Annotated in this window: 19 protein-coding genes; 10 read left to right on the top strand and 9 right to left on the bottom strand. The window is 57.9% G+C overall.

Annotated elements, in window-relative coordinates; genetic code table 11:
- Positions 1-31: 31 nt before the first annotated feature.
- The 6 genes from cydC to GSP01_RS04185 all read right to left on the bottom strand — a co-directional run bounded on the left by cydC (position 32) and on the right by GSP01_RS04185 (position 6,969).
- A complete protein-coding gene (cydC, locus tag GSP01_RS04205; RefSeq protein ID WP_141351050.1) occupies positions 32-1,714 on the bottom strand; it encodes a thiol reductant ABC exporter subunit CydC in 1,683 nt (560 codons plus the stop codon).
- A complete protein-coding gene (cydD, locus tag GSP01_RS04200; protein ID WP_141351048.1) occupies positions 1,711-3,396 on the bottom strand; it encodes a thiol reductant ABC exporter subunit CydD in 1,686 nt (561 codons plus the stop codon). Before cydD ends, cydC begins: the two co-directional genes overlap by 4 nt.
- Before the next feature lie 112 nt (positions 3,397-3,508).
- Positions 3,509-5,383: a sensor histidine kinase gene (locus GSP01_RS04195; protein WP_255320862.1), complete on the bottom strand. Its 1,875-nt coding sequence runs from the start codon at positions 5,381-5,383 to the stop codon at positions 3,509-3,511.
- Positions 5,380-5,553 (bottom strand): NepR family anti-sigma factor, encoded by a 174-nt coding sequence (locus GSP01_RS14685; protein ID WP_167495475.1) that lies wholly within the window; start codon positions 5,551-5,553, stop codon positions 5,380-5,382. Before GSP01_RS14685 ends, GSP01_RS04195 begins: the two co-directional genes overlap by 4 nt.
- A 201-nt stretch (positions 5,554-5,754) precedes the next feature.
- Positions 5,755-6,330 (bottom strand): sigma-70 family RNA polymerase sigma factor, encoded by a 576-nt coding sequence (locus tag GSP01_RS04190; protein WP_141351045.1) that lies wholly within the window; start codon positions 6,328-6,330, stop codon positions 5,755-5,757.
- A 132-nt stretch (positions 6,331-6,462) separates the two neighbouring features.
- Positions 6,463-6,969 (bottom strand): sigma-70 family RNA polymerase sigma factor, encoded by a 507-nt coding sequence (locus GSP01_RS04185; protein ID WP_141351308.1) that lies wholly within the window; start codon positions 6,967-6,969, stop codon positions 6,463-6,465.
- A gap of 222 nt (positions 6,970-7,191) precedes the next feature.
- Here GSP01_RS04185 and GSP01_RS04180 point away from each other — a divergent pair, with 222 nt between their 5' ends.
- Both GSP01_RS04180 and GSP01_RS04175 read left to right on the top strand, forming a co-directional pair.
- On the top strand, positions 7,192-7,932 hold the full coding sequence (locus tag GSP01_RS04180; protein WP_141351042.1) for a response regulator: 741 nt from the start codon (positions 7,192-7,194) through the stop codon (positions 7,930-7,932).
- 61 nt (positions 7,933-7,993) lie between these two features.
- Entirely contained in the window at positions 7,994-9,802 is a 1,809-nt protein-coding gene (locus tag GSP01_RS04175) for an ABC-F family ATP-binding cassette domain-containing protein (protein WP_141351040.1), read from the top strand.
- 15 nt (positions 9,803-9,817) lie between these two features.
- On the opposite strand, the gene GSP01_RS04170 is transcribed toward GSP01_RS04175, so the two are convergent.
- A complete protein-coding gene (locus GSP01_RS04170) occupies positions 9,818-10,813 on the bottom strand; it encodes a Gfo/Idh/MocA family protein (RefSeq protein WP_141351038.1) in 996 nt (331 codons plus the stop codon).
- Positions 10,814-10,972: 159 nt separating this feature from the next.
- On the opposite strand from GSP01_RS04170, the gene secD reads away from it, so the two are divergent.
- Positions 10,973-12,514 (top strand): protein translocase subunit SecD, encoded by a 1,542-nt coding sequence (gene secD, locus GSP01_RS04165; RefSeq protein WP_141351306.1) that lies wholly within the window; start codon positions 10,973-10,975, stop codon positions 12,512-12,514.
- Positions 12,515-12,519: 5 nt separating this feature from the next.
- Positions 12,520-13,458 (top strand): protein translocase subunit SecF, encoded by a 939-nt coding sequence (gene secF / locus GSP01_RS04160; protein WP_141351036.1) that lies wholly within the window; start codon positions 12,520-12,522, stop codon positions 13,456-13,458.
- 36 nt (positions 13,459-13,494) lie between these two features.
- On the opposite strand, the gene GSP01_RS04155 is transcribed toward secF, so the two are convergent.
- Both GSP01_RS04155 and mscL read right to left on the bottom strand, forming a co-directional pair.
- Positions 13,495-13,887: a hypothetical protein gene (locus GSP01_RS04155; protein ID WP_141351033.1), complete on the bottom strand. Its 393-nt coding sequence runs from the start codon at positions 13,885-13,887 to the stop codon at positions 13,495-13,497.
- On the bottom strand, positions 13,887-14,345 hold the full coding sequence (gene mscL, locus GSP01_RS04150) for a large-conductance mechanosensitive channel protein MscL (protein ID WP_141351031.1): 459 nt from the start codon (positions 14,343-14,345) through the stop codon (positions 13,887-13,889). The genes GSP01_RS04155 and mscL overlap by 1 nt, the downstream gene beginning before the upstream one ends.
- Before the next feature lie 189 nt (positions 14,346-14,534).
- Between mscL and rpmE the strand changes: the two genes are divergently transcribed.
- The 6 genes from rpmE (at position 14,535) to GSP01_RS04120 (ending at position 18,169) form a co-directional block, all read left to right on the top strand.
- Positions 14,535-14,762 carry a 50S ribosomal protein L31 gene (gene rpmE / locus GSP01_RS04145; protein ID WP_041112492.1) on the top strand — a complete coding sequence of 76 codons (228 nt, stop codon included), beginning with the start codon at positions 14,535-14,537 and terminating at the stop codon, positions 14,760-14,762.
- 157 nt (positions 14,763-14,919) lie between these two features.
- Positions 14,920-15,378 (top strand): Hsp20 family protein, encoded by a 459-nt coding sequence (locus tag GSP01_RS04140; RefSeq protein WP_255320861.1) that lies wholly within the window; start codon positions 14,920-14,922, stop codon positions 15,376-15,378.
- A gap of 212 nt (positions 15,379-15,590) precedes the next feature.
- Complete coding sequence (locus tag GSP01_RS04135; protein ID WP_141351029.1) at positions 15,591-16,175, top strand: DUF1013 domain-containing protein; 585 nt, start codon at positions 15,591-15,593, stop codon at positions 16,173-16,175.
- A 150-nt stretch (positions 16,176-16,325) separates the two neighbouring features.
- Positions 16,326-16,526 carry a YdcH family protein gene (locus tag GSP01_RS04130; RefSeq protein ID WP_011253895.1) on the top strand — a complete coding sequence of 67 codons (201 nt, stop codon included), beginning with the start codon at positions 16,326-16,328 and terminating at the stop codon, positions 16,524-16,526.
- Complete coding sequence (gene purE / locus GSP01_RS04125) at positions 16,527-17,051, top strand: 5-(carboxyamino)imidazole ribonucleotide mutase (protein ID WP_141351027.1); 525 nt, start codon at positions 16,527-16,529, stop codon at positions 17,049-17,051.
- Positions 17,048-18,169 carry a 5-(carboxyamino)imidazole ribonucleotide synthase gene (locus tag GSP01_RS04120; protein WP_141351025.1) on the top strand — a complete coding sequence of 374 codons (1,122 nt, stop codon included), beginning with the start codon at positions 17,048-17,050 and terminating at the stop codon, positions 18,167-18,169. Before purE ends, GSP01_RS04120 begins: the two co-directional genes overlap by 4 nt.

Below are 18,169 nucleotides of genomic sequence, written 5' to 3'. Positions count from 1 at the left end.
ATAGGTGTGAAGCTGGATCGGCGCAGGCCGGTCAGCATGCACTGGAAATAACCTGTCCGTCCTCAAGGCGCCAGATGCGGTCAAGTTTTTCCACCCCGGTCAGTCGGTGGGCGATCAGAAGAACGCTGCGCCCATCGGTCGCATTGTTCAGCGTCTCAAGGAAAGCCCGCTCGGTCTCCGCGTCCAGTCCGGTTGCCGGTTCGTCGAGAACGAGGATGGGAGTATCGGACAGCAGAACGCGTGCCAGAGCGATACGGCGTCCCTGCCCGCCCGAAAGTTTTGAGCCGCCTTCCCCGATCCAAGTGTCCAGTCCGTCAGGCAGGTTGTGGACGACGTCTGCAATTCTGGCTTGGTCGAGCGCAGCCCATACTGCCGTATCCGGAATATCCGTCCGGCCCAGAAGCAGGTTTCCACGCACGGTATCGTCAAACAGATGGCTGGCCTGCGATAGCCAGGCGATCTGTGAGCGCAGGTCACTATCGCGCAGAGTGGCAATGTCGGTGCCACCCAGCAGGATCCGGCCCTGTTCGGGAGATGCAGCCTTGAGGATCAGGGCAGCCAGGCTGGATTTGCCAGCACCGGACGGTCCGATCAGGGCTGCGCGCTCTCCTTGACGGAGAGTCAGGTTCAGGTCACGGAAAATGGGAGCCCGGTCCGATGTCCAGCGGAACGTAACGTTCTCAAGACGGAGATCGCGGCTTGCCGGAAGCGGTGCGTTGCCTTCGGGTGCCGGGGGAGCCCGATCGGCAATTTCGACAATCCGTTGCGCCGCGTGGCTGACCTGTCCGCTCAACAGGCCCGCACGCGCCAGACCTGTGACGCCTTCAAGCGCTGTGATGGCGACGAACAGCGCCGTAATGCCGGCGATGGCCGGAGCCTGCGGGAAGAGAAGACCTGCAACGGCACACAGAATGACGGCGATTCCAGCCTTGGCGATCAGGCTTGCAAAGCCCTGCATGAGAGCCATGCGCGTCTGCTGGCGGCGCTGGGTCTTGAAAAGGGTTTCCTGACGGTCCGTGACGGCTGCGGAAAGAACGTCTTCAGCGCCAAAGGCTCGAGCTTCGCGCAGACCGGATGTGAGATCGAGTGCTGCGATCCGCAGTTCCGATTCCGCACGCAGGATGTCCGGACCAAAGCGGTGGGACAGGCGAGCGCCCGTCAGGGGCAGAATAACCGCAAGGACGGCAAACAGGGCGCCGGTCAGCAGGCCTGATTCCGTTCCCGCCCGCATCCAGACAAGCGTTGCGATCGGGAGTGTCAGGAGAGCGGATACCAGCGGGACAAGTATCCGCAGATACAAGTTGTCCAGTGTCTGGACGTCTGAGACCAGACGCGTCAGCAGGTCTCCCGAACGCTGGAAACCCAGCCCCGTCGCAGCACCGCCAGCGAGCTTGCGATAGAACCAGACCCGCAGATCGGCCAGTGCGCGGAACATGGCGTCATGCGTATAAAAACGTTCTAAATAACGCAGAACGATCTGCGCCATGCCCGACAGTCGCAGAAGAAGATAGGCAGCCCCTACTCCGACAGCAGCGCCGGCAATCCGCCCACCAGCCTGCCCCATTAGAGCCAGTCCCGCACAGACAGCCAGTTCGGCGATGACCATACCAGTTATCAGGCGCGTATATTGCGGACGCCAGACCTGCAGGATGCGGGACAGCGCGGTTTCGCTTCCCGTTTCTGCAACCGGAGTTGTAGGCAGCGGGGCGCTCATGCGGCTTCTCCCGTAAAGGCAATGGCGCGACCGGCCTCAAGCACGAGGTGCCGTCCCTGAAACTGTCGGGCTTGCGCGGAATGGCTGCATAGGATGACGGTCCGGCCTTTGGTGAGGTCTTTCAGGCTGACAAGGATTTCAGACTCGGTCTTCGGGTCGAGATGGGATGTCGGCTCATCCAGCAACAGCAGCGGCGCGTTCTTGAGATAGGCGCGGGCAATGGCGATACGCTGCGCCTGACCGCCGGAGAGGCCAAAACCGCCCTCGCCGATCCGCGTTTCCAGTCCGTCCGGGAGCGATGACAGATACTGATCGACAGCCGCTGCGGAGACGGCACGGTTCAGATCTTCAGCCGAAGCATCGGGCCGTGCGAAAAGGATATTCTCACGAATGGTTCCGGCGAAGAGGACGGGCTTCTGTCCGATCCAGCTGATCCGCGAGGAAATCTGGTGAGGCGAAAGGCTCTGCATGTCCTGGCCGTCGAACAGGATGCGTCCCTGCGAAGGAGAAACGAATCCTAGAAGAAGTTCCAGAAGCGTAGATTTACCAGCCCCCGATGCACCTTCGAGGATCAGTGTCGAACCGGCTGGCAGAACGAAGCTCACGTCATGAATGACCGTGCCACGCTGCTCATCCCATGCAAACGAGACATATTCCGCTGTTACGGAAATGCCGCCTTTGGTCTGCACAACGTCAGAACCAGTTGCCGGCCGCTCGGTCAGCGGTGCCAGTTCATGCATGGCTTCTGCTGCAGCAGTGGCATGGGCGCGATCCTGATAGGCCGCCGACAGGGCGCGGAAGGACGCAAATGCCTCGGGCACAAGCAGGACTGCATAAAGTGCACGTGTCAGGACGGCATCGGAGGGATGGCCCATCAGAGTGTGGGTCTGTGTCACGACGATCAGCACAAGGGCTGCGACCATGGCGACATCCGTGGTCGCTGAGGCCAGAAAAGCGATCCGCAGGACCTTCATGGTACGCTGGCGCAGGTCATCGGCGCTCTTTGCCAGAGCCTGCGTTTCGCGATCGGTTCCACCGGACAGGACGATGGTCGCAATGCCCTTCACGCGGTCCAGAAAGCGCGTCTGAAGACGGTTCATGGCCAGAAACTGTTTGCGGGATGCGACGGCCGTAGCAATGCCGAAGACAGCCTGAAAAATAGGAAGCATGGCACAGCAGGCCGCAAGGATCAGAGCCGCCTGATGGTTCTCCACATACAGTGCGATTACGACCAGCCACTGTGATACCAGCCAGAGTGATGCTGCGGGCAGCCAGCGCGAGAAGTAACCGTCCAGCGCTTCGATCCGATCAACCAGTGTGGCTGCAATAGCTGCGCTGTGATGGCGGCGCAGGAGCGCTGGTCCCTCGCCGATGATCCGGTCCAGCACTTCGCGGCGCAGGCGGCGTCGGGCGTGGATCCCGGCTGAAGCGGCGGTCATATCCTGTATGGTGGACAGGAGCACCCTGAGGACGCAGGCCAGAAGAAAGACGCCGATGGCTGGTCCGGTGCTGTCCGTGTCGTGCGTCAGGACGGAGGCGAGCGTTCGAGCCAGCGCCCAGGCCTGCAGGATTCCCAGTAGGGTCGAGAGTAACCCCAAAACTACTACGACAGAGGTCCGGGAGCGGCTGGCGCGTCCCTGTGCCTTTACCCACGCTTTTGCGATTGTCTTGTCGGCCTTCATGACCCCTGCATATAGGTCGCAAAAGCCCGACAAGACAGTGCTCCAAGCAATTCTTGCTGCTTATTTAGGTTTTTTTGTGGATTTGCAGGCGGAACCTGACGCCGCTTTGCCGTTACAGGCTCGAGTCTACTCCGTGACTGATGGCTTTCCGCGCCATCGCTAGCGCTGTCAGAGAAGGGCGTTCGGGAATGAAATGCAGAGTATACCAGGTTCCGTTTTCATTGCTGACCGTCATGTCGGCGTTAATCTGACGCGCGAACCCACGGATGAGTTGCATTCCGATTCCTTCCCGACGCGTGCGGGACTCGGTGGCCTGACCGGCATTGATGCCGATTCCATCGTCGCCCAGCTTAAACTCTACCATTCCTTCCTTTTCTGGATCTGTTGGAACAACCTTGTGCAGGTTGATCACGATATGACCTGCCCTGTTCTCCGGGAAAGCATATCGCAGGGCATTGCTGACGACTTCGGTTACGATCAAAGCGATCGGAGCGGCCTGATCGGGAGAGATCAGGACATGTTCGATATCAAGCTGTAGCCGGATGCGGGTCTGGGCGTTCATGCCATTCGCGGACATCAGGATACTGCAGAGTTCTTCCAGGAAACTCTGGACATCCAGCGCCGAAAGGCCACTTTCGGAATACAGGTATCGGTGTAGGGTTGCGAGTGCCCTTACCCGGTCTCGAACGAGACGGAATTCTTCGCGCGCCTCATAGGAGCGGATGCGGCTTGCCTGCAGGTTGAGCAGTGAGGCCACGACCTGCAGGTTGTTCTTTACCCGGTGATGAATTTCCCGGATCAGCATATCCTGATTGCGGGCCGACTGTTCCAAGTCCTGTTCATGCTCGCTGAGCCGGCGCGTCGCGCGGAGGAACGCCTTTTCCAGATGCCTGATTTCAAGCGGAATCGAATGGCTGGCCCTGGGTGCGAAGGCAGCGCCTTTGCGCCAATCTGCGACCGCCAGGGCCAGTTTCTCTAGCGGATCGACCAAAAACAGGCGTGCTCCCAGTGCAACGGCCATGAGTTCAAGCACCAGCAGACCCACAATCAGGCTGACCCGGATCAGGAAGATATTGAGGGCGTGGCTTTCTTCAGCCGTGCGCTCCGTTGCAACAATCAGGCTGACTGGACCATAGGCATTCTGAAAAGCGTAGGTGATGCCCTGGCTCGTAAAGACGTCATGCAGGCTGAGCGACGCAATGTCTCTCTTCAGACGCGTAAATGCTTTTTTTGGCAATTCCGCAGTTACTGGCCGATCAGGAAAAAACGAATAGAGGGTTCCATCCGGCATCGCCAGAAAATGCCGTGAATTGTTATCCGTGCCGAGCAGGAGGCGACTGTTCCCCTTGGGAAGACGGCTACGCTGCCAGCCCAGGGTCCGGACGGCAACGATGTAACCGGAGACGGAGTTGTTGCTGAGAATGGGGACAACGAATTTCAGAAGCGGACCACGGTTGCCCTTCAGTACATCGACTCCGACAACAGGAGTTCTGGCCGTCGAAGAGTTCATCGCAGGCGCGGTGAGTTCGGGGGATGAGCAGATTGCCGCATCTTGTGTTGAAGGGGGGGGCAGAACAACCGACGGCCGGCCGGATACGTCCGTCAGCATCAGCATGCAGTAGTGATGCTGTGAGATGGTCTGGACCAGCGCAAACTCCCTCAGGGCATTCCCTGAAGAAATATCTCTATCGGCCAGCATGTCCAGGAGTGTGTGGGTCTGTTCTAAATCCGTCGTGATTTCCGAAATGGCAAGTTGCGTATCGCGTTCGGTGCGCATGGCGCTGTTGCCGACATTCTGCTGGTAACTGTGCCATGCCAGCAGAGAGGCAATGATCGCGAGGGGCAGAGTCGTCGCGACAATCAAGGTCATTACCCGTGCACCGACGGTATCAAACATCCGGATGCTGGGCAGGCCCTCACGCCTGTGCCACAGACGACGCCAGCGCCGCGGTTTCAGGTCTGGAGAACCAGACCGGCTAACAGTCACTTGTTTCGGTCTTCCTCGATCAATCGGAGAAGTTCATCGGGGATCGGCTCGTTTGCAACATCATCAAAAAGCTGATGCAGGCCCCGGCTCAACCAGATTCCAAAAGGCGAATCTTGATCCTCGCCACTGGTTTCCCTGGCTAAGGACTTCCGCGTGTCTCCTGCGGTCATTGGCTGGCCCTGAACCTTCCTGTGACGTCAGAAGATGCAGATCCTGCATCCCTGATACTAGACTGTGGCGCGAACTCCGGGTCTCTCCTGAGGAGCCGCTGTGGGATGAACTACCGACCCAGTCTTACGAAAACAACGCGTTTCCTGCAATTGCAGCTAATCCGCAATGGATACAAATTCTTTCCATTGCGGATACTAAGATCATGAAAATATGAGATCGTCAGAGGAGTGACCGGCGCGGCGACGGGCATCCATGGCGTCGCGCAGGGCCTTAACTTTAATGCGTAGCTTGTCGTTGGCCGGCAGGTCTCCGCTCATCCAGGATTCAAGCTGACGACGTGCGCGGAAGACACGGCTTTTCGCAGTTCCTACAGCGCAATCAGTGGCTTCGGCCAGAGCCTCGTAGCTCATGCCCTGAATGACGACCATAACGAGAGCTTCGCGTTGATCGGCCGGAAGGCGGGACAGTGCCATCGACAAATCCTTGAGAGCCAAGCTGTCCTCATGGGTGGCCGGACTGGCGAAGGACGATGCGGGCACATCATCGATATCGGTGGTCTCACGACGTTTGCGAAGGTCGGAAATGAAGCGGTTGCGGAGGATACGATGCATCCAGGCTGAGAAATTCGTGCCCGGGATGAAGCTGTTCTGCGCTGCCAGAGCGTTGCACACGGCGTCCTGTACGAGGTCTTCTGCGGCAGCGCGATTTCGGGTCAGCGAAAGAGCCTGGACGCGCAGCTTCGGAAGAATGGCAATAACCTGATCGTGGAACGTCATGGAACTGACTCCTGATTTCGTTCTGTTTTCGTGGAATCAATGAATGGTCATGCGAAAACGTTGCATCGGGGGCAGGAAATTTCCCCCAAAAAAAGAAAAGGCAGGCTGTTTTTCTTGGAAAACAGCCAAAAATTAGACGATATTTTTTTCGGAATTTATTTCCGGAGGTTCGGTATTTTCCGTTGTAAGCTCGGCGAGCTGAGCTCTGGCACGGGAAACACGGGCCCTCATTGTTCCGGTGGGTACATTGCAGACGCGGGCGGCATCTTCATAGGATAGTTCCTGTGCTCCCACGAGAATTAGGGCCTCCCGCAGAAGATCGGGCAGCTTCCATAGAAGTTCGCCCAGATCCTGAACGGCGTCGCGGGCATTCTGGCGTGATGGTGCCGCAGTGGAGGGCTGCATGTCTTGCTCGATGTCGAGCATGATTTCCTGTTCGCGGCTGCGGCGGCGCGTCAGTTCATAGAAGGCATTTCTCTGGATTGTGAAGAGCCAGGCTTTGAGGAGTGTACCTTGCTGAAACTGCTCCTGGGAGGCTAATGCGCGGACAATCGTGTCTTGCACCAGATCATCCGCGGCCGCGGGATCGCGAGTCAGAAAACGAGCAAAGCCTCGCAAATCCGGAAGGATTTGCAGCAGGTCGCGGTGAAAGCTGCCTTTCTGGGGAGGCGGGTCGCGCTGCTGGCCCGCGGGCAAGTGTGTGCTCAGAAGCAGATCCTTCACGCAACATCGCAGGCGACCGGGGTGGTCACGAAGACTATACGGAGATTGGGCATCGTGTAATGACTATTCAAGCTTCATAACGAGATGCGTTCCATGCGGAATGTGTCGACAGATATCTTTTCAGGAGGCTAGGGACATATGACTGATCTGACACGTCAGGAACTCGTCAAGCCGCTTCCTTATGCCCGTCGCTTTGCCCGCGCTCTGGTCGGTGACCAGAAAGCGGGCGATGAGCTTGTGGGCGTGGCCTTAAAGGAGCTGATGGAAAATCCCTCCGGGAAGGATCTGTCCGCACGGCAAGCCCTCTATGGTCTGCTTGTGAACGCATTCATGCAGCGTCACAGCAAGGACGCTACTGCTGGTATGCCGCTGCGGCAACGCGCGCTTCTGCTGCTGACTTCCCTTGAAGAGCAGTCCCTTTCGTCCAGCGCACAGGCGCTGGGCATTACGGATGAAGAGGCTGCGGCCGACTTGAACAAGGCGCGCGAAGGCCTGCAGGGCATTGCGCAGACAAGTGTCCTGATCATCGAAGATGAACCCATTATTGCTATGGATATTCAGGATCTGGTTGAGCGCTGTGGACACAGGATCGCCGGGGTTGCTCACACAGAAGCCGATGCTGTCGCTCTGGCTGCGAAAATGAAGCCCGGACTCATTCTCGCGGATATCAATCTCGGCGGCGGTGGTGACGGCATGCAGGCCGTCGGGCGTATTCTTCGGACCCATGAAGCACCGGTTATTTTTGTAACTGCCTATCCGGAACGTCTGCTGACGGGGGAGACGCAGGAGCCGTCCTTCGTCATCACAAAGCCCTTCGAGCCGATGACTCTGGCTGTGGCTACCTATCAGGCTGTTACAGGTGGTGTTACGCCCGTCTGAGATTATGATTCGGTGCAGAGATGGCTTGCGGTGGGCGTCCTGCTGCGACACATAGGGAGCCATGTCGGCACCCATTCTCTCTTTGCAGAACATTACTTACACTCTCGGCGGACGTCCCTTGTTGGATGGCGCGGAACTGGGCGTTTTGCCTGGTGAGCGGATCTGTCTTGTCGGACGTAACGGTTCCGGAAAATCCACGCTGCTGAAGATTGCTTCGGGCGATATCGTGGCGGACTCCGGATCGCGTTTCGTTCAGCCGGGAATTAAGGTTCATTATTTGGCCCAGGAACCGGATCTTTCCCGTTACGCCACGACTTTGGATTATGCATCCGAAGGTCTTGATGAGACCGAGACCTACCGGGCGCGTTCCATGCTGGCCGAACTCGGGATGACGGGGGATGAAAGCTGTCAGAACCTTTCGGGTGGCGAAGTGCGTCGTTGCGCTCTCGCTCGCGCTCTCGCGGCAGAGCCTGATCTTTTGCTGCTGGATGAACCGACCAACCATTTGGATCTGCCGTCTATCACATGGCTTGAGAAAGAGCTTTCTGCATCTCGTTGTGCGATGATCGTGATCAGTCATGATCGACGTCTGCTTGAGACCCTGTCCCGTAGCGTTGTCTGGCTGGAAAATGGCGTGACGCGTCGGCTGAATCAGGGATTTTCACGCTATGAGACCTGGCGTGACGAGGTGCTGGAACAGCAGGAGCGTGATTCACACAAGCTGGATCGCCAGATTGCGCGCGAAGAAGACTGGATGATTTACGGTGTTACGGCACGTCGCAAGCGCAACGTGCGGCGTGTGGGGGAGCTGGAGGCACTGCGGGCACAGCGTAAGGAGCTTGCTTCGCGGGGCAAGGGTACGCTCCGTATGGCAGCCACAGACGCCGACAGTGCGGGAAAGATCACGATCGCTGCAGAAGGTGTGAATTGGGCCTATGACGATCGGGCCATCGTTCGGGATCTGGATCTGCGGATCCTGCGCGGTGATCGGCTTGGTTTGGTGGGTGCGAACGGTGCGGGCAAGACTACGCTTCTACGTCTGCTTACCGGCAAAATGGAGCCGCAGTCCGGTACCGTAAAAATGGGGCCATCTGTGGCCATGGTCACATTGGATCAGCAGCGGGAAAGTCTCGATCCGGCCAAGACTCTTGCCGAAACCCTTGCGGGCGGCAGTGGCGATATGGTGCAGGTTGGGGACGAGAAGCGTCACGTGATCGGCTATATGAAAGATTTCCTGTTCCGCCCGGAGCAGGCCCGTACACCGGTAGGAAAGCTGTCCGGCGGTGAACGAGGTCGGCTGGCGCTGGCCTGTGCTCTGGCCAAGCCATCCAGTCTCATGGTGCTGGATGAGCCCACCAACGATCTCGACCTTGAGACGCTGGATCTTCTTCAGGACATGCTGGCCGATTATGCGGGCACGGTTCTGCTGGTTAGCCATGACCGTGATTTTCTCGATCGGGTCGCAAGTTCGGTTCTAGTATCGGATGGCGGCGGAGACTGGATCGAATATGCCGGGGGCTATTCGGATATGCTGATCCAGCGCGGGGATGTACCGGCAGGGCGCGAGGTGTCCTCTCTCGAAGTGGAAGATATCGCACCAAAATCTGCTTTGAAAACAGATAAAAAGCCTAAAAAGCTTAGCTATAATGACAAGCGGGCGCTGGATCTTCTTCCGCAGAAGATGGCTGAGCTGGAAAAGAAGATCCAAAGCTATCGGGACGTTCTGGCCGATCCGGGTCTGTATGGCCGGGATGCTGCCAAGTTCGAGAAGACGACCCAGTTTCTGGAAGCCGCCGAGCGGGATCTGGTCCAGTCGGAAGAGCAATGGCTTGAGCTGGAAATGAAGAAAGAACTTCTTGAAAACCAGTAAGTTGAGGGAATTTTCTCAATTTTGATCCGAGGTGGGAATCAGGCCGGAAAGTTCCATGATCTGCCGCGATTTCCGGATGCTCTCCGTCACCCGGATGGCGGCATCCAGCGCTCTGATCCCGGCCTGCGCGTCGACCAGAACCGGTGCGCCGTGAAGGCACGAAGCGGCAAAAGCCTCATGTTCTACGGCCAGATTGTCGTGGTCTTTCCAGCTTATGGCCTCACGTCGGAAGCCGCCCGTGCCCGGAAGAGGCATGCCGCGCTCACGTCCAATGAAGCTCAGCTTGCGCTCCATGAAATCGGCGGAAAGATATCCGTCCTGTGAGAAAAGACGCATACGCCTTTCAGTTTTCAGGGAAATCCGGCTGGCGGTGATGGTGGCCACGCAGCCGTTTTCAAACCGTACCCGGGCGTTGGCGATGTCTTCATGGGCGCTTGAAACAGCGGCTCCCAGGGCATCGATTTCTGCAATCGGGCTGTCTACGATCGTCAGAACGAGATCGAGATCATGGATCATGAGATCCAGAATGACCGATACGTCCGTTCCCCGTGGTTTGTAAGGCGCAATGCGGGTGGCTTCGATGTAAAGCGGCGCTTTGATCCGCTCGGTAATGGCCTGGTGTTCCGCCGAGTAACGCAGCAGATGGCCGACCTGCAGGATCTTGTCGGTTTCCCTGGCAAGATCCGCTAGGGCGTGGGCTTCGTTCAGCGTGGCCGCGATGGGCTTTTCGACCAGAACATGTCGGCCTGCTCTGAGGGCCTTGCTTGTTAGGGCAAAGTGATACTCTGCGGGTGCGGCGATGATAACGGCATCCACCTGCTCCAGAAGATTTTCATAGCTTGTGGCAATTTCGCAACGAGCTTCCCGTGCCACGACCGTCGCGCGGGTCGGATCGGGATCGTAAAGCGCGACAAGCTGTTCGGCCGGGTTTGTGGCGGACTTGAGGGCATGAAACCGTCCGAAATGGCCGGCCCCGACGATGCCGACCCGAAGCTGTTGCGCTGTATTCATGCTGACAGGCTTATCAGGCGCGGTGTTTCCCGGAAAGACAGTGGGGCGTCAAACAGGCAAAAGGTTGCATCGGCATGGCGGAAACGGCATGGTCCCGGCCTGAAAATGATCTGAAAAACGATCTGTCCAAATCCGCCGAGGACGTCTCGACCTGATATGATGTATTATAGCCGGCTCAGACTGCTGGGCGTCGCGGGCATCTGCCTGATGGGCGTGCTCCTGTGTCTGCCCAATTTTCTGCGTTCTCCCTCACCGTCCCTGCCCTGGCGGCAGATTCATCTGGGGCTCGATCTGCGGGGTGGGTCCTACCTTCTCCTTCAGCTTGACCTGAAATCCCTTGAGCATGACCGTCTCCAGTCCCTCCAGGATCAGGCGCGCCAGACGCTTCTGGACCGCTCTCTGGGCTATCGCGATTTTGTCCGCGACGATGCTACCGCCAGCCTGAGCTTTATGCCCCGTTCGGATGCCGAACGTGATGCCGCGCTCAAGGCGATGCAGTCCCTGCCGCCGGTGGTGCCGAACGAATTCACGACGTCTGAAAAGGACGGACGTATCGTCCTGACGCTTCAGCATGAGGCGATGCTGGCCCGTGCACGCGAAGCCGTGGCGCAGTCGATCGAGATCGTCCGTCGTCGTATTGACGCAACGGGTGCGATCGATCCGAGTATCGCACGTGAAGGTGACGACCGGATTGTTGTGGAGCTTCCGGGCGTTAGCGATCCGGAGCGGATCAAGAGCCTGCTCGGCACGACGGCCCGTCTGACCTTCCGTCTGCTGGCCCCGAACCCGAGCGTTGCAAGCCCCGGCTCGACAATGCTCGAGGACGAGAGTGTGCATACGCAGGTCGCGGTGCAGGATCATGTCGATGTAGATGGTACGGATCTGACAAATGCGGGTGCTGTCATCGATCAGCAGAGCGGTGGCTGGGCTGTGACGTTCCAGCTCAACAGTGCTGGTGCGACGGCCTTTGCGAACGTTACGCGGGCCAATGTTGGTAAGCGCTTTGCGATCGTGTTGGACAATAAGGTTATCGAAGCCCCGAACATCATCAATCCTATCACGGCTGGAAACGGTCAGATCACTGGTGGTTTCGATGCCCGCAGTGCGTCCGATCTGGCGCTTCTGCTGCGGGCCGGCGCGCTGCCTGCTCCGCTTTCGGTTGTTGAACAGCGGACGATCGGTCCGAGCCTCGGCGCAGCATCCATTCATGCAGGTGTCATCAGCCTGCTGACCGGCCTTCTTCTGGTCATTGCATTCATGGTGCTGTTCTACGGGCGTTTCGGCCTGTATGCGGATATCGCCCTGTTTGCGAACCTGATCCTGATGGTGGCGATCCTTTCGTTATTCCAGGCAACACTGACCTTGCCGGGCATGGCGGGTATGCTGCTGACTTTAGGTATGGCTGTGGATGCCAACATCCTGATCAACGAGCGTATTCGCGAGGAAGTGAAGCGTGGCCGTGGCCCGCTTCAGGCGTTGCAGGCCGGTTTTGACCGCGCGACCGGCACTATTATCGACAGTAATGCCACAGCGTTCCTGGCGCATGTCATGCTGTTCGTGTTCGGAACGGGACCTGTCCGAAACTTCGCGCTGACGATCACTATTGGTATTGTTACGACACTCTTCACGACCCTCCTGCTGTCACGCCTTCTGGCCGTGCGGTGGTATGCTCTCGCCCGTCCCAAAGAACTTCCGGTCTGATCGTTATGCTGTCACGTCCCCTTTTCCGTTTTGTCCGCGACGATCGGCGCATTAATTTCATGCGCGGCCGTCACATGGGGCTGATTGTTTCGGCGGTCCTCTCCATCGCTTCCGTCATCCTGTTCTTCCAGCCCGGCTTGAAGCTCGGACTGGATTTCCGAGGTGGCATTATCGTTGAAGCTCAGACCCCTGGGCCGGCCGATTTTGGCAAACTGCGTACGGCTCTGGATCATGCTGGCATTCATCCGGATGCCGTGCAGGCCTTCGGATCGCCGCGTGATGTGCGTATCTCAATCAATGCTCCCGAAGGTGCGGATCGTGAGGCACAGACCCAGAAGCTGGTCGATGGCGTCAAGAGCGCCATTTCGGCAGCCGAGCCCGGGACGCAGGTGCTTCGTGCTGACGCCGTGGGTGCGTCGGTTTCGTCTGAATTGTTCCGTGACGGTCTGCTGGCGCTTGGCTTCAGTCTTGCAATGATTTTGATCTATATCTGGGTCCGTTTCGAGCGCGAGTTCGCCATTAGTGCGGTGGTGACGCTTATTCTCGATTTAACCAAGACAATTGGTTTTCTGGCCATTACGCGCTTCGAATTTGATCTTGTGATGGTTGCCGCTCTTCTTACGATCCTGGGCTACTCCACGAACGACAAGGTGGTAGTCTATGACCGGATCCGGGAGAATCTGCGCAAGTATCGAACGATGCCGTTGCGGGAGTTGTTGGATCTGTCCATCAATGAAACCCTGAACCGCACGCTGGGTACGTCCATGACGGTCTTTCTGGCTGCTCTGCCACTGGCTCTGTTCGGAGGCAGTACGCTGACCGGATTTGCGACGGTCATGCTGTTTGGTATCGTGGTAGGAACGTCCTCGTCCATCTTTATTGCGGCGCCTCTTCTGCTCCTGATGGGTGAAAAGCGACTGCGCAAGGAGGTTGTGGCAGACTGATCGGGTCTGCCACAAACACAAAAAAACCGGCGTCCCTCAGGGGAGCCGGTTTTTTTGTGTTTGCTCTGATGGATTGGTGGGTGTGGGTGATGTTTTCTGGGGAAGGTCTGCCAGAAGGCTGAAAAGTGCCTGATCAGCCTGCCGATTGGCTGAAGAGCTTTGTAGCTTTAGGGCATGTACCGTTGCCTGTTGGGCTGCTTTGTCCAGAGCCACCAGTTGTGGCAATCCTTCAGGGCCGATCTGTCCTGTCATGACAGCGCCTCGGGCCATGCCATGGGCGATCAGATAGGCATAAAGCCGCGAATTGGGAGATGGCGGCAGTCCTGTCATTGCAGGACGTGCCGCGCATCCGGCCAGAAAGCTTCCCATCACTAGTAGTGTGACAGCAGGACGCCAGACTGTGTGGCGGGAGGCTTTCGTTTCTGTCATCAGGAGTTTTTCTGTGCCAGAAGGTCGCGGATTTCAGTCAGGAGAACCTCTTCTTTCGTCGGAGCCGGCGGGGCTTCAGGAGCCGCTTCCTGCTTGCGGTTCAGCTTGCTGAGGATGCGCGTCAGCCAAAAGATGAAAAATGCAACGATTAGAAACTGGATCACGGCATTGAGGAATACACCGATATTCACGGTGACGGCGCCTGCCTTTTGGGCTTCGGCAAGCGTATCCTTGACCGGACCCTTAAGTGTGATGAACAGGTTCGAGAAATCCACACCGCCCGTGATTAGACCGATGAACGGGGTCAGGATGTCCTTGACTGCACTGCCGACGATTGCGCTGAATGCAGCACCGATCACGACACCGACCGCGAGGTCGAGCACGTTGCCGCGCATGATGAACTTCTGGAAATCGCTGACCCAGCCCGGAGTGTGCAGCTTGTGTTTGGTTTCGCTCATATCAAACCTTTCTCGGTATCCGTGCAGGCACGGTCGCAGGCCTGACAGTCGAGCCCGCATTCATTACAAGGGATAAACGGACTCATGCGATCCAGTAAAGGCCACTTTCATCCGGAAGCACTTTCCGTTATACGCGCCTGATGATTCGTCCCGGTCGGCATCGGGGCTTTCTTTATGGAGTAGAAATTCATGAAATCCGGCATCCATCCTGACTACCATGAGATCACCGTCATCATGACCGATGGCACCGAATACAAGACCCGTTCGTGCTATGGCGAACCGGGCGCGACGCTGCGTCTTGACGTTGATCCGAAGTCCCATCCGGCCTGGACGGGCGTCCAGCGCATGATGGATACCGGAGGTCAGGTTGCAAAGTTCAACAAGCGCTTTGCTGGCATCGGTACGCGCACGAAGTAATTCGGCGCACCTCCCTGCCGTCTCCTCTTGAAGGCGGTTGGGTTGGAACCTATCTGGAAGATCAGCCGCGATGCCGTTTGGGTCGCGGCTGGTTTGACTATAGCATTTTGCCATATCGGAAAATGCGCCAGATGATTCCTGCCTGAAGGAGGTTTCAGTGACCTACGATTTTACACCGCTGTTCCGCAGCGCTATCGGTTTCGACCGACTGGCCACCATGGCTGGCAATGTTGCCAACGCTCAGGCCCTTCCAAGCTATCCCCCTTACAATATCGAGAAAACCGGCGAGACGAACTACGTCTTGACGATGGCCCTTGCAGGTTTCCGGCCTGAAGACGTGGACGTTGTTCAGGAAGACAACACACTGGTCGTACGGGGCAGCGTCTCCGACAACAGCCGCGACCGGGAGTGGCTGCATCGCGGCATTGCTACGCGGGCGTTCGAACGCCGCTTCGTTCTGGCCGATCATACAGAAATCGATCGTGCGGATCTGGTGAATGGTCTCTTGTCCATCGCAATCCGTCAACTCGTCCCGGAAGCGGCCAGGCCGCGCCGTATTCCGGTGCGGACTGAAGCCATGCATACAACCGAGGCTAAAACCGTTCAGGCGGCCTGAGCAGTTGGAGCGGGAGCGTCGTAAAAGCACTTCCGCTCCGTTTTGGTGCTTGACCACTGCGGCTTCAGTGCCGCATACCCGTTTCCATTATCGCAGAGCATCCAGCAGGTGCCGCGATCATATCCCGGGCGGGATTATTTCCTCGCTGGATACGCCAGATCGGTGCCTGCGGAAGCCGGCCCCATCCGTGTCCCAGCAAGGAACGCACCGACATGACCCTGCCTTTGATGCCTAAGGCCACGGCCGTCTGGCTGATCGAAAAAACCGGTCTGACCTTCACCCAGATCGCAGAATTCTGTGGAATGCACCCGCTTGAGGTTCAGGCGATTGCGGATGGTGAAGTTGCAGCCGGTATCAACGGGTATGACCCGGTTAAGAACCATCAGCTCGCTGAAGCCGAAATCAAGCGTTGTGAGGCAGATACGAATGCCCGCCTGAAAATCATGCCGACGTCCAGCCCGGTGAAGCGTCGTGCCAAGGGTGCGCGCTACACCCCGGTGGCCAAGCGCAATGATCGTCCGGATGCCATCGCATTCGTCCTTCGCCAGTTCCCCCAGCTTTCCGAGGCACAGATTGTCAAGCTGCTCGGTACGACCAAGGACACCATCACTAAGGTTCGTGACCGCCAGCATTGGAACAGCGCTAACATCAAACCGCGTGATCCTGTGATTCTTGGCTTGTGCACCCAGACTGATTTGAATGCCGCCGTTACGGCTGCCAATGACCGTTTGGCCCGCGAAGGCCATGCACTTCCGGTTGTGGAAGCTTATGTTCCCGATAGCGACAGTCATGCCTGATTGCGGCGTCCGGATCGGCTTGTAAGGGCTGGTGCGGATGAATGCCTGACGGGCACTGGTCCCGCACCCGTCAGGCATGATACTGCAATAAAAAGAGTAGAAAGAATCACTCTTTCCACGACGCCTGAACGTTCTCCGGGACCGGATGCTATGATGACTGACGACAATGCTATGCTGAAACGTCTGCACGAACTGCGCAGCGAGCATCGCGACCTTGATACCGTCATCGAGCGTCTTGTCCATCATCCCCTCAACCAGCTCCAGCTTCAGCGCCTCAAGAAGCGCAAGCTCCAGCTTAAAGATGAGATTTCTTGGATCGAGACCCGTCTGATCCCAGATAATATTGCCTGAATGAGCCAGATTCTCTCCGCCGACGAAACCCTTCAGGACGACATGCCTATCCGTGTCGGTGTGATCATGGGAAGTCAGTCCGACTGGGACACCATGCGCCATACCTGCGAGATACTCGACGATCTTGGAATCGCTCATGAAAAGCGAATTGTCTCGGCGCACCGCACGCCTGACCGTCTGGTGGACTATGCCAAGACGGCCCGTCAGCGTGGCCTTCATGTGATTATCGCCGGTGCCGGTGGTGCGGCGCATCTTCCAGGTATGTGTTCCGCCTGGACAAGCATTCCCGTCCTCGGCGTACCCGTGCAGAGCCGTGCCCTGAACGGGCAGGACAGCCTGCTTTCCATCGTGCAGATGCCGGGTGGCGTTCCGGTCGGAACACTGGCGATCGGCAAGGCTGGTGCGATCAATGCGGGTCTGCTCGCTGCGTCGATTCTGTCGGTTTCCGACAAACAGGTTATGGCGCGTCTGGATGCTTGGCGTGCGACGCAGACGGCAGCTGTTGCGGATGTTCCGGTCGAATGAAGGCGCAGATTTTTGCTCCCGGCAGTACGGTCGGGATTATTGGTGGCGGACAGCTTGGTCGCATGTCAGCCGTGGCAGCCTCGAAGCTGGGCTTTCATGTTCATGTGCTGAGCACAGAGGCGTCGAGCCCGGCTACGGAAGTTGCAGCGTCAGTAACGGTTGGGGCTTATGATGATCCGGCTGCGCTTGAGGATTTCGCTTCGCGCTGTGATGTCGTGACCTTCGAGTTCGAGAATATCAGTGCCGAAGGACTGGGCCTGCTGGAGAGGCATCGTCCGGTGCGACCGGCGGGTGAGATTCTGCGGATCAGTCAGGACCGGATTGCAGAAAAGACACGTCTGTCCGAAATCGGCGTCCGTCTGGCCCCTTGGCGGGCGGTCAACGGCCCTGAGGACCTGGTAGAGCTTGAGATGCTCGGTTTTCCGCTCATTCTCAAGACGACCCGCTTTGGCTACGACGGCAAGGGGCAGTTCCGGATTCCCGATGTCGAGGCCCTTGAAGCTCTGACGGATCTTCCTTACCCGCTCGTTGCGGAGAAGATGATTGATTTCGAGCGTGAACTCAGTGTGATGGTGGTCCGTGGTCTGGACGGGACAGTGCGGTGTTTCGATACGGTAGAAAACCGGCACCGCAACGGTATTCTGGACGTAACGCTGGCTCCGGCCCGCATCATGCCGGATCTTGCGCGTCAGGCGCAGGACATGGCGGCTTCTATTGCCGAGGCTCTGGGTCTGGTCGGGATCATGGGCGTGGAGTTGTTCCATGCCGCTGATGGCAGTCTCATGGTGAACGAGATCGCCCCTCGCCCGCATAATTCCGGGCATTGGACCATGGATGCGTGTTTGGTGGATCAGTTTGAGATGCATGTTCGGGCGGTGACAGGTTTGCCCCTGCCTTCAGCGCGTCGGCACTCTGACGCCGTCATGCATAATCTGATTGGTCCCAAGGACATGGCACGGGTTCCGGCGATTCTTGCAACGGACGGGGCATCGATTCACCTTTACGGCAAGGTAGAAGCGCGCCCGGGGCGCAAGATGGGGCATGTGAACACCATTTTTCCGCGCGGGGCTCTTCCGGGTGAGCTGGCGCTTGAAGGACTACTGCCGCCACGCTGCTGA

The organism is Gluconobacter sphaericus NBRC 12467, from assembly GCF_006539125.1.
In the GTDB taxonomy this organism is placed as follows: Bacteria; Pseudomonadota; Alphaproteobacteria; order Acetobacterales; family Acetobacteraceae; genus Gluconobacter; species Gluconobacter sphaericus.
The sequence above is the reverse complement of the archived record's forward strand: the minus strand, read 5'-3'. Positions and strand labels throughout refer to the sequence as shown.